General features: G+C 59.0%; 9 protein-coding genes. 3 read left to right on the forward strand and 6 right to left on the reverse strand.

Annotation, left to right across the window (positions count from 1 at the left end; genetic code table 11):
- Positions 1 to 134: 134 nt before the first annotated feature.
- Positions 135 to 827: a transcriptional regulator gene (locus tag AB4Y42_RS20265; RefSeq protein WP_368695124.1), complete on the forward strand. Its 693-nt coding sequence runs from the start codon at positions 135 to 137 to the stop codon at positions 825 to 827.
- A complete protein-coding gene (locus AB4Y42_RS20270) occupies positions 824 to 2,317 on the forward strand; it encodes a tyrosine-type recombinase/integrase (protein ID WP_368695125.1) in 1,494 nt (497 codons plus the stop codon). The genes AB4Y42_RS20265 and AB4Y42_RS20270 overlap by 4 nt, the downstream gene beginning before the upstream one ends.
- 253 nt (positions 2,318 to 2,570) lie before the next feature.
- Here AB4Y42_RS20270 and AB4Y42_RS20275 read toward each other — a convergent pair whose 3' ends face one another.
- The 6 genes from AB4Y42_RS20275 to AB4Y42_RS20300 all read right to left on the reverse strand — a co-directional run bounded on the left by AB4Y42_RS20275 (position 2,571) and on the right by AB4Y42_RS20300 (position 10,602).
- Positions 2,571 to 4,385: a phage integrase family protein gene (locus AB4Y42_RS20275; RefSeq protein ID WP_368695126.1), complete on the reverse strand. Its 1,815-nt coding sequence runs from the start codon at positions 4,383 to 4,385 to the stop codon at positions 2,571 to 2,573.
- Between the two features lie 233 nt (positions 4,386 to 4,618).
- Positions 4,619 to 5,956: a hypothetical protein gene (locus AB4Y42_RS20280; RefSeq protein WP_368695127.1), complete on the reverse strand. Its 1,338-nt coding sequence runs from the start codon at positions 5,954 to 5,956 to the stop codon at positions 4,619 to 4,621.
- On the reverse strand, positions 5,953 to 6,921 hold the full coding sequence (locus AB4Y42_RS20285; RefSeq protein WP_368695128.1) for an ATP-binding protein: 969 nt from the start codon (positions 6,919 to 6,921) through the stop codon (positions 5,953 to 5,955). Before AB4Y42_RS20285 ends, AB4Y42_RS20280 begins: the two co-directional genes overlap by 4 nt.
- A gap of 10 nt (positions 6,922 to 6,931) precedes the next feature.
- Positions 6,932 to 9,061 carry a hypothetical protein gene (locus AB4Y42_RS20290; protein ID WP_368695129.1) on the reverse strand — a complete coding sequence of 710 codons (2,130 nt, stop codon included), beginning with the start codon at positions 9,059 to 9,061 and terminating at the stop codon, positions 6,932 to 6,934.
- Positions 9,018 to 9,464 carry a hypothetical protein gene (locus AB4Y42_RS20295; protein ID WP_368695130.1) on the reverse strand — a complete coding sequence of 149 codons (447 nt, stop codon included), beginning with the start codon at positions 9,462 to 9,464 and terminating at the stop codon, positions 9,018 to 9,020. The genes AB4Y42_RS20290 and AB4Y42_RS20295 overlap by 44 nt, the downstream gene beginning before the upstream one ends.
- An 859-nt stretch (positions 9,465 to 10,323) precedes the next feature.
- Positions 10,324 to 10,602, reverse strand: coding sequence for a hypothetical protein (locus AB4Y42_RS20300; RefSeq protein WP_368695131.1), 279 nt, complete (start codon positions 10,600 to 10,602; stop codon positions 10,324 to 10,326).
- Between the two features lie 112 nt (positions 10,603 to 10,714).
- On the opposite strand from AB4Y42_RS20300, the gene AB4Y42_RS20305 reads away from it, so the two are divergent.
- Positions 10,715 to 11,713, forward strand: coding sequence for a hypothetical protein (locus tag AB4Y42_RS20305; protein ID WP_368695132.1), 999 nt, complete (start codon positions 10,715 to 10,717; stop codon positions 11,711 to 11,713).
- Positions 11,714 to 11,940 lie beyond the last annotated feature (227 nt).

Consider the following 11,940-nt stretch of genomic DNA (forward strand, 5'->3'; position numbering starts at 1 on the left):
TGACGATATCGCGGACCCGTTCTGAATCAACGCTCACCGGTGGCCGACATCGGCGGCCCATTCGGTGTTGAGCGATTTACTCGACCTTGCGCCGCCGTTTAGTGTCGGAATTACACAGCCGTCAACACGCGCAGATGCGAGCGCTGTGGGAAGCGGCCGTCGCCACGCAGCTTGACGACATCGTGCAGTTACGACGGCAGGCAGAAGCGGTCAAGGCAGCGGCGGACGCCTCACGGCACGAGGCCGAACTGCGCACGGAGCTGCTCCGAGTCGAACTCGCCGACGTGCGGAGCCAGCTCAGTATCTGCAACGCCGAACTGGCGGTCGCCCGCGCAAGTGCCACAGCGGCTACAAAGCAGACCACCGCCTTTGAAGAGGCGGCGAGCGAGTTGCAGACACAGCTGACGGCCGTCGAAACGGCGGCGGCCGAAGCCGTCCGGAAGCATGCCGGCGAACTTGCCACCGAACGGGTGCGATATGACGGCCTCTCCAGGCAGTTGCTCATCGAAACGGCGCACCAGCGGGAGACGTTCCAGACTGAACGCCAGCGCCTCGAGGCGGAACTTGCGCGTGCGGCCGAACGCCTCGCCGCGCTCGAAGCGCTGCGGGAACGCCTGATCACGGAACTCGCGGAAGAACGCGCTGCCCGTCAGCAGGCCGCCGCGGAGGCGGCGGCCCTCACCACCGTAGTCGAACAGCAGCGCCAGACCCTGGCGCTGGTCGGCACCGCGACGGCAAAGAAGCCAGTTGCCGGTGCGCGTCGGCCGCACGGTAGCGCAGCGCGCGCAGCCGTGACACCACGGTCTTCAGGGAGAAAACCGCGATGAAGCCGTCCGAACCGCCCGGCTGGCTCGACACCGGCGCCCGGCCTCCGAAGCGCCTGCCGGTGGCAACCGAAGCGGCACTGGAGTACCTCGCGCAGGCGCTCGGTCACCCTGTCTACATTCACTGGACGCTCACCGCGCTCAAGCGTGGCTGCCCGTCGCTCGCCGACGCGAAGCGCGAGCACCCTGCCGTGTTCGCGGTCCTGCTCGAACACGACGCTGCGATCGAGTACTGGGAACGCGGGCGCCTTCGCGTCGTGCCGGCGCATCTGGCGCCCGCCGCCGGCGCGGTACTCGAACGCGCGCTTCGCCAGCACCGGCGACGCTTCCGCCCGGTGCCACCTGACGATATGCCGGACGGCGCCCTGGCGGTCCAGCACGCGGCCACCGAAGACGACATGCTGCAGCCCGTAGGCGCGCGGCCCGGGTGGCTCGCCCGCGCCGGGCGCTTTGCGAATGCGGTCGCGCTGACCAACACGCTGGGGGTCGCGGACGACGCGCAGGCTGTACGGCTTTTCTTGCGCGAGCGGGCTACGCACTCGCCACACACCCTGCGCGCCTATGTCACGGAACTGCGGCGGCTCGCGGCCTGGTGCATGCACGAACGCCTGGGCCCCTTCTCCGATCTCACGCGCCAGGATCTGATGGCCTATCGCGACGCGGTGCAGGCCCCGCATACCCGTGCCGACGCCTCGGGCACCGTCCGGCGCGCGGCGCCCGCGACCGTCTCCCGGGCGCTCGCTGTAGTCGCGAGCCTCTACGCCTGGTGGCATCGCACGGGTTATCTCTGCATCAATCCAGCCGAGGGACTCGCCGCCGGGCGTCGCGCGCGCATGATGTGGACGCCGGTGCGGTTCCTGCCCACTGCCGCGCTCGCGCATTGCGATGCGGTCGCAGCCGGCGATGCGCCAGACGGCGTAGCGTCAACCGTGTGGGCTAGGCGATGCGCGATCTGGGCACTGTACCGTTTTGCCGGTGTACGGCTCGCCGAACTGATATGGAACGAGGCACTGGCACTGCCACGCATCGAGGTGGACGAGGCCCGGCAGTGGACCCTGCACGTCACCGGCAAGGGGAACAAGGCGCGTGCGATACCCCTGCCGTCAACCTGTCTGCGCGCGCTGCATGCCTACCGGCGGGCGCGCGGACTGCCCGACGATCCCCCGCCCGGCGAACACCTGCCGCTTATCCACAGCGAACGCGGCCGCGCGCTCGGTGTGAGCGGCCTCTACGACGAGGTGCGGGCGGTGTTTGCGCTGGCGGCGGCCCGACTGCCGCCGGAAGAGAGCGCCATGCGCGCGGCGCTCGAAAGGGCCTCCACGCACTGGTTGCGGCACGGCTACGCCCGCACGCTGGTCGTGGATCACCGCGTACCGCTGCCGGTTGCACAGGCGCTGCTCGGCCACGCCTCGGTGCAGACGACGGCGGCCTATGCGAGGACCGACAGCACGCAGCTGAGGGAGTTTGTGGAGGGAAGTTTTTCCGGCGGATAGCTGCCCTGACGATTCCTCAATGGCCGGACAAAGTACCCGCTCTGATCGCGCCTCCCATACGCTCACCGAACCAAGCGGAAAGCTTGGTACGGCACGTGGAGGCGCGCACCGAAGGCGCTCGTGCAATCCCGGACCGTTGCGCCGACCACTACCGCAGCATGATTTTGGGCACGCATTCCTGGAACAGCTCGCACATAGGCAAATCAGGCACGCAGACTCCAAGCATTCTGCTCAGCGTTGGAGCTTCTCAGTTTCAGAAGTCGTCTCCGAGAAATGCTTCCCACTCCTGAATTGCGCGGTATAAGTCGACCTGGACCCGGGAGGACACGAACACTATCGATCGATCACCAATGCAATAGGCGATTTCATGGGTCGCCATCCCAGCGGCAATGCAGTTAGTAACAAAAGCATTTCTCATCGACTTGACAGTGACTTCGGAGAGCATTGCCGAGAAATCTGGGTCGTCAGTCGCAAACCAGACGGCGGCCTTGTCAAAGAATGCCCTGAACATGTCTCGGAGGACATTGGCGCTCATGTGCCGCTTGGTCATTATCAAAGCTCCGTCGGCTATGGCCGGGATCAATGGCAAACCGTGAGGCCATCCAGAGGGTGAACGTCCGTAACCGCGAAGTTCGAGATATTCCGTAATGGCAACTTGAGCGCCGGGGCTCAGAGGAATGAGGCGCAGCGGCCTGTGTCCAGTGGCACCCACCCGGACGAAGAGCTTGCCGCCGTCTCTTGTAACGGACAGATCGGAGGATGAAGCGGCCGCCAGTTCGGGAGCCGAAAGTCCAGTTTCCAGTGCCAGACGCAAAGCGAACCGCAACCGCGCATTTGCAGGGACTTCAATAGAGAGACTGTCGGAAAACTCGAGTACCGCTTTCCATTGAGCCCCCGACAGCTCCCGCGAGCCACGAACTTGACCATCGTCACTCAATCTGACGTTTCCGCGGCGCCCGAATTCGTCGAAGTCAGTCGGCAGCGGCTCGCCTCTCTCGCGCAAGGAGACAGCGTAAATCGGATTGCCGTGCAAATAGTAATGTTGGCACAAGTACTCAAGCAGGGCGAATAGCACACTCCGCGCGTTCATTCGCGACTGACTCGTGACTTGTCCCTGGAACGGTTTCCAAAGCATACTCCAGCGGGGAACGCGCACACCTATCCAAAGTTCAGCTGGTTGAATATCTGAAAGAAAGCGGTTCAGGTAATCATCGTAGTCGAGCGCTGTCAGGCTTGAAAAAGCCTTCTTCTTCTCCAGAATTGTCCAGAGCAGCAGACGCTCCGTCTCATGCCTGTACGACACGAAGGCCGCCATCCCCCTAAACCCTTCCAGCCAGTAAATTATCGCCTCCAGGTCATTTGAAACGGGCAGGTCACATCTCTGGAGCGGGCCTCTGTTCTCACCATTCCGCCCGTCAAGCTCTTCCGGCACGAGAAACGCTTCAATCGGCGCAATATTCGCGGACTTCTCCCTGGCCTTCTGCCTCGCATCTACCCGGTCCAGCGGTGGCAACGTTGCTTTCCTCACGCCTAGCAATGACGCGTGGTCGTAAAGCCACTGCGTAATGTATCTTCCGTCTTCCCGCTTGAGACCAGGCACGCGCCGGTGCCACTCGACGAGGCCGCCACTTAGAAATTGATGCAACCGGCCAATGGTGCGTATCCCAAGCTTTTCAAATCTTTCCGAGATCCAATGGCCCAACCAGTCATGAATGAGGTCGTCGAGCTGCGGCCGCTCGACGATTTCGTCGGCAAGCTCGACGAGCAGTGCCTCCTGACGCCTGACCACCCTGACCTCGCGCGCCACACGGGATAAATCGGCCGGGCAAAAGCTGCATTCGATGTCAGCCCAGTCGCCTTCACCACTTCGGCCAGCTGGGCCAACAAAGCCAAGTTCCCTGAGCCGGGCGTCAAGATCGGCCCGCGACACCACAATCCGCAGAAGATGCGGCGCGCTGACCCAGCCTTTTGCCCGCGCGAGCGACTCGAGTGCCTGACGTATACAGAGAAATGCGTCCTGGGAGCTGCTCCATGGCATGGACAGGAATTTCTCCGCAGCCTTGCACACGGGACTCCCTCTCATACAGGCGGCGAAGAAGTCAATATCCCTCTGCGACACCCGCTTCCTGAATCCCTTGTTGCCCGTTGACCTGTCGGAGCCTGAGTCGGGTCCCAAGTTGCCACAGATTCCTGTCATGGTGTCATCCTGATGTAGAAAACGTTCGACCAATCAGAACTGCGAACAACCCAACTGCGGACGGTGGCGCGTTGCATTCCCGAGCCGGCCCTGTTGCCTCCAGTTTATTGCAGCATTCGACCCGCGTATCGCCTGGCGAGAAAGCGCGCCGTGTCCGAGGTCGCACGGGGGCGCACATGCAGCAATGGAACCTCCTCACGGTCATCAAGGCACCACTCCGGCCGGAAATCGGCAGCGTTCGGGACTTCGTGCCATATGATGTCAGTCAGTTCGCGCAGGTGCGCGATGCGCCAGACGTTCAAGCAGAAGAGGCCGAGCACCTCGTACCCGACCAACAGTGCATTGGCCACAGCAAATGGGCGCAACGGTGCGCCCATCTGTCCAACCAGTTCCAACCGCTCGTTCTCCTCCATTTTCTTGCGGGGATGCAATGGTGGCAGGGCTCTGACACCCGCCACCGCACCCAGCGCGTACGCCGTTTTCAATATTGCACAAGGCACAACGCCTGCGGGGCCAACCCAATGTCGGCTCGCTTCACAGCGGGAGAGCATCTCCTCCATCCTGAGCAAATCGCCCTCCTCTTCCTCCCTGTTGAGGGCGCGGATCTGACAAAGCGTTTCCCGAATAGCCTGGTCTACAGACCTGGGAAAATTGAGGCCAGCCGAACGTTCCTTCATCTCCCAGATGCGAAGGCTCTCCCCCCTGAACACGGTCCAATCCTCTTCAGGTTGAGTCGTCCAGATCGACTGACGCCGCACGTATCGCACCGCCGTGCTTGGCGCTCTCCCACTGCCAGTTTGTCCAGCGGGCCCGACGCACGGACGGACGCGCCATGATGTCCGGAGGTGTCGAGTAATCACCTCCCGCTTCTCCCCCAACGTCGCATCAATGAACCGGATTTCGTCCTCGCGCTGCGGGGGTTGCGCGCCGCTCATGAACACGTGCCCACACCGGGGGCATCCGAAGGGCGTGATCGCGGCACTCTTCCACGTCAGATTCAGCACGAAATTGCAAGCCTCGCAGGTCGAACGCAATGGCACCCCATGCACTGGGCACCGCTCAATGGACAAATGCTGGAACACAGGTGAGTGATAGCCCAACATCAGACACGCGAGACAATGGCGCAATCCGGTATGCATATGCCCCGAGCCATGCGGATCGCTGTCCATGTCCGCGCCATAGAGCCGTATGGCCATCTCACTAGGCACGTCGAGTATCTGAAGCAGTCTCCCAGGCGCAAGCGATTCATATTTGCCGGAAACAGACTGCGTCGGACTGAGTATCTGTCGATTTTCGTGCCCCCTTAACAGCACGCGCACTTCCTTGGTCGTTAAAGGTTGTGTGTTGCACACCGAGCTCCACAGCGAATACCACGACTCGTTCCTCGCCGGCTTACGGGTGGCAAGCGGCGGCAGTTCGATCTCCTCGTCGATGTAGATCATTGTTTACCCCCTTCGTTGGAAACTGGTTCCGCGTAGTAACTGAATACGTTGAGAAATCCACACTCCTGCATGCAGTCGATCATCACCGCTGCTGACGCATGCGCAGGGTTCAAGTCAGAATGCGCGAGACGATGGATGTATGCGGAGATCGTAGATCGAACAAACTGCATCGGCAGACGGATCTCATCGGACACGTTATGCTTCTGCTTGACCAGCAGAACCCCTTCCCGCAGCGCAGGAGCGAGGTCTACGATGCGCCATCCGTTCGAGTAGGCCTGCGGGAGAAAGGAGGTCATGCTTTCGGGCGGGCCGCCGTCCGGTCCGGAGCAGTCGAATTGTTTCAGGACGTCCTCGATGCGCTCGAGTGCTACGCCTCGGAAGTGGTGTTGATTGACCCGAAACCTGCCGACGATCTGCATATCACGCCCAACGCCGTTCAAATCAATCGGGCTTCCGAGTTCCGGTTGCCCGATCAACAGAAAAAAAGGCTTAAGCCCTGCTGTCGTCAGCTTATTGAAATACCCAACCAGGTAACCAAATTGCCGTCTGGTAAGATTCTGGGCCTCATCGATAACCACGATCAAACGACGCGTACCTTTTGCGGCGCAACGCTGCACAAGAAACGGAAAGAACCGGTCTTTCAGTACCTCAACGTCGCGAGGTGATATCGCCCTATAGCCGCTCTCCACCATACGTGCCTGAAGGAATTCACGCGGTCGATCCTCACTGTTTTCTGATATTTCCCAAGCGATTACTTCGACTGGGTAACCGACCACCGAAGACAATGTTTCACGCAGATACGCAGCCGCGAAACTCTTGCCTATACGCATTTTTCCGTACACCTCGGCCCCGGGGACATCAATTCGCACCAAAAGGGCAACCCACTGCACCATCGACTCAATCTCTGGCGTCCAGATCACGCCATCGGGTAGAGCATCATTGTCGGGACGCTGTTCCTGTGACATGGTTTGTCTCCTAGTGACGAATAATGCGACGTGCGAGCGGGCGCAGGTACGCAGAAGTCGAAATCAAGGCACCACCGATACCATCGCGCGCTCCGGAAGCGATCGATGAAACGTTTGTGGGGCTTTCAGGATCATTCGCGCTGCCGCTGTCGGCGGGCTTGTTGCCGAACACGGTTGGTATCGGTGCTGGCGAAAGTGGCAGGGCATTTGAAGGATCGACCTGGGGTAGCAGCCCAACCGCGTCGGCGGCTTTGCATGCGTCCTCCCACGACGCATACTCTTCCGCCAACTGGACGCCGGCCAGGTCCGCCTGCCGACGGAGATACTCCACAATATGAGTAACCTGCAGTGCCGCTGTCCTGTCGCCACTAGCGCGAAGCCGAAGGTGGTTGAACAGGAAGGCAAGCGGATCGTCGTCGGCACGCGGCCCCAGTTCGTTGCGCTTCTTCAACTTCAGATATTGCTTTCGGATCCGAATGTCATGCGGGAACTTTCCCCATTGTCCAAGTGCCTGCACAGAGCCAAGCTCGTTGCCTTTCGCGTCGAACAGCAGCACCGTACGGAGATCATCGAAATTGGCCCTGACCCACACCTTGGATCCGACCAGAGCATAGTTGGATGTGAGCCAGGAACCTGTGTAACGTGCACCAAGATAGTTGATGTGGGGCCGACGCCCGGACTTGCTGCTGGCGTGAACTGTCGCCATGGAGGCCTTGCCAAAATAGTGAGGATGACGTTTTGTAGCAGGAAGGTAAACCGGCTTAAGTGCGCCACTCAACACCTGACGACGCAGCCGTTCAAGCGGCGATATGTAGCGTGAAGCAGATGCAGGCATCGCATTTTCGTTCGCACAGTAGGCCTCGATCGCATCGTCCAGCTTGTCGAGCCTGATCCTGTTCTTGGGTGGGACCGCCGCCGTACGACGTACAGGATCCTTAGGTCCACTTCCAGTTGTCCCTGGAAGCTGATGAATCAGTCTGCTTGCGATTTTCGACAATGCTGCTTCGACTTCTGGGCGCGCTTGGGGTGTTTTCGCCTTACCAAGCTGTGACTTCCCTCCGAACAAGAATTGGCAGATGTGCTGCGTATGGTCCGCAAGATGACTCAGTGCATTGTCAAGCAACACGATTACCGGCACCGCGTATTGAAGCTCCGGAATCATGTCGGCTGGAAACCCTGCACCCTCGGCATAAGCTTCACGCGCTCTGCTTACGACTCTTGATCCCATGATTGCGCGCTGTAATACCATGCTGATGTCTTCCGCCGACGCCTGAGGGCCGTACACAACCCTGCTTGCCAGATTCGCTCCAGTTCCCGCATCCCGCACCCTGATCACACAGGCGCGCCGGAGCTGAATTTCCTCCCAGTCTCCACGGGCATTCGGCAATTCGTAAATCGCCTCTAAGTCAATCGAAGTCTCGTCAATGATCCACACAAGATACGGCGAATAAGCGCGCATCGCCTGGCCATCGCCGTCCTGATATCCGAACGCCTGAGCCGCATCTTCTCCTTCAGTAGCTTGTATCCATGCTTCCCCCTGCATTGAGGAAAAGTGAGTCTTGAGCCAGATTCGCAGCGGCTCTCTCGCCTGACGATCGGTATTGAACGGGTACTCTGACGGTTGGACACCAGCTTTTTGGCAAGCCTTGAGAAACTCTTGATGCATCGCACGAAAGGTCACTTTATTGAGTCGCAGTCTGCCTTTTTTCGCCCTCACGAAATCGTGTAGGCTGGTTTCGATTTCTGGATGCGTTGTCAGGAGCAGGCCGAACATGCCTTGAAAGCCTGCCTTCGCGCTTTCCTGCTGCGTGAAGATCTTCTTCCGCTGCAATGGCTTGACTCGAGCGCCAGAAATCAACGCGCGACATCCCCAGATCCCGCCGTCAAACGACGGCTGGAGGCACCGCCTCAGAAGCGCTAGAAATCTAGAGGCAGACAGCTTAGCCAAGCCTGCCGCTTCCGAAAGCCCTTCTCCTTGGAGATAAGCACCCATAGCTTTACTCAGGCGCTGGTACCTTTTCTGCTTCGCTGCGTCTTCGATAAGGGATTCGTCAACATTCGGCCAGTTCTCGATATCGCGATAGCATTCCGGAATATCAGCGAGTGCGGAGTGCACCGCGCGAGACGATCGCTTCGTCATAGCGAAACTCCTCAAGATTGATGTGAACACGTCCGGCCCACTGCATGCGGATCAAGACGGCCTCAAGACTCGAATCCTTGTCCGGAACCGCAAGGGCGCGCCGCAAGTCGTTAAATGACACACTCGATTTGTCCGTGAGGACTGCTTCAACGTCACGACGGAGCGAGTCGAGAGGATCATCGACAAAGACCGTTGCGGCCTGCCGGAAGTGCTCGAGGTTATCGAGCAGCAGCGAGTTCTCCCGAATCTGTTTTCGTGTGCGAACTGCCCACGAACATCCGTGGGCGGTCGCAATGCGTTGAAGGGAACTTTCCTTCCTCTTGGTCGCCTCATTTTCCTCAGCGACGACGCATTGAAGCTGAACGCCCTCATGAACCACAATAAGATCAGGAACAATCGACAAGCTTTGCCCATGGTCCAGACAACGAAGGCGCTCCGGACTAGTGATAAGCCTTGAGACGCCAGGCTGCACCCAATACAGGAGCCAGTTTTCGTATTTGAGCTCCGTTGAAAAGCTGACGGTTTCGCCTCGTAGCGGATCAAATGAACGCGAATCCCCTCGAGGTCGCTTGCTATAGCGCCGCTTCAGACCACCGAACCGGTGGTCACGCCCTGTCCACATGGCGCCCCCCCGTCATATAAGGTCGAGTCTGGCCGGTGCGGAGAGCCCAATCCGCACGTAGTTCCCAATGGGCGATGACGCGCAATCTCGCCGACGCTTGCTTAAACATGCTTTCCTCGTGAAAAAGAACGCACGCGCCCCCGCTGCCTGCGGAGGCCGCGCGAAATGACACAAAAGGGAGATCGGCGTGCAGACGCACGCAGGCTTGACAGCCGGCGGGAACGGAGGGAGACTGCGGACAAGTCGGGTGGACTGACTTGAATGCAGTACCGAAGCGTCCGTTTGTTAGCGCAAACGGACGCTTTTGTTCTTTAGGCTGTGCTTTGTATATAGCCTCCTTTGCCCACTGGGGCGGTTAGTTGATCCCATGCCGTAGTGCTAAGCATTCGGACCCCATCGTCCAATGTGCTTGCGCCCGGCTCCGTTTCCGACCTAGCGCAAATCTTATTCGCACCCAGGTCTCACTAACGAGACTGCGATGAGCCCATTTGTGATCCGACGGACGAGCGAAGAGGTTCGGGCCGCGAACGCAAATCATCAGTACCGCTAGAGCGCGCTGATTTGTTGTGCAGCGCACAATTTGGTCATCCGAAACACCCGCAGCCCAAGACGGCCTGCCGTCGCAATGGCAGCACTCCGCTCAGCCCGCTATTTTCTCTTCAGAATTTTCCTCGCTTACTCGTCCCCCTACCTCGCCAAGCCACTCCGCGACTTCTGAGCTGTACGCAAAAAGGCCTCTCCGGTGCTCGATCCGAAACGTGCGGACAGGCAGGTCGCCGCGGGCGGCAGCCTTGCGAAATGCCTGCGATGAGGCGTACCCCATTGTTTTCCAAAGGGCACGCCCGCTCAAAAGATATCCGAAGTGCTCGAGAAGATCTGCCTCGACGGAATCGTTCTTCGTCTTCCATTTTGCATTCATCGCGGATTACCCCCAATTAACGCACTTGCACCCTGACTACGCAAAGGTAGCTAATGGACTATCGTTTTGTTAGGAGAAAATCACAGACCAACTTTTCACCTAAGGTGCACAGATGTTGCATTTCCGCCGTATGCCTCACCCCGAATCGGGCGCCGGCCACTACCTCAGCTTTCCTGAGATCGACACCTGCGATTGGCTTCTTGAGACGCAGCCGCGCGAGTTAGAGCGCATCCAGAGTTACCTAACCTGGGTGATCGGCTCGGTGGAACTTAAAGTTGCTTCGCCGTATGCGCTTGAAAAGAAGTTAGCCGGCGGTAACTTCCAGCATGCTGACCGGGCGAGATTTTGGGAGAGAGTCAGCAGAACCGAATTCCGACTATATGCGGCGTTGGAACGCGGCGACCGTCTCGCCATAGAGCAGTGGCATGTTCTAGGCGATGTAACTGACCAGGCCGAAGTGCTCAGACAAAGTCCTATTTGGTCACTACTTTTGAATGATCTGGAGCCAGCCTGGCAGGTGGCTTTGAGATTTCGTGAAACAGAGAGCCTGTGCGGCTACCCGGTCCCTCGTCCACCGATTCCAGATAGTGCTGATGTCGCGCGCTATACGAACGAATTGTTCCCGGGTTTGGAAAACATGTCCGCTCCCGACTTCAAAACTTGCTTGACGTGGCTTCATATGGCGCTGTTTTGCCTGCGCTACGCCGAAGCAACGTTTAATCTTCCCCTGTACATCATCACGTTTTTCCACATGTCTTGCGGAATGCCTTCGCGGCATAAATTCCCCGCTAGCGCAGGGATTCTTTGGGACGAGGCAGTCATACATCTGACTCGCTGGGCTCGCTTTCTCAGGGTCTGCCCTGAGTCCACGTCTCCCCTTGAAGCAATGAAAAGATGCGAAGAACTTCATCGATTTGGCATTACGTTTCAGGCTAAGTCGCTGGACGAGAACGCGCATTTGCAACTTGAACGTCCCGCGCTCTCCGCAGACGGAGAAGAACACTCAGACTGGAAATTCCTTGGGTTAGTCGCAGCGATGCAAGAACTTGCGCGAAACGCAAAACGCCGCTCTCCGCGGCCCTCGTCTGGTTCTCGAGGGCGAAACCCATAAGCGGATGCAGTCGACAAAAGGCTCTCTCAATCTATGTGAAAAGGCGTAGCGAGTTTCGCGACGAAACCTCTCACTGGTCGTGTTGGGGACCGGAAAATTCGTTGGGAAGATGGCGGTGTCTTGCAAAGTGATAACATTTGCGGCCGTTCCGGGCCAATCGGCAGTGTTTGAACATAAATACCTGACGGCGTCGGCACTTCATGACTATTGCTGATTCTGGACGCCCT

It is taken from the genome of Paraburkholderia sp. EG286B (assembly GCF_040965655.1).
Taxonomy (GTDB): Bacteria; Pseudomonadota; Gammaproteobacteria; order Burkholderiales; family Burkholderiaceae; genus Paraburkholderia.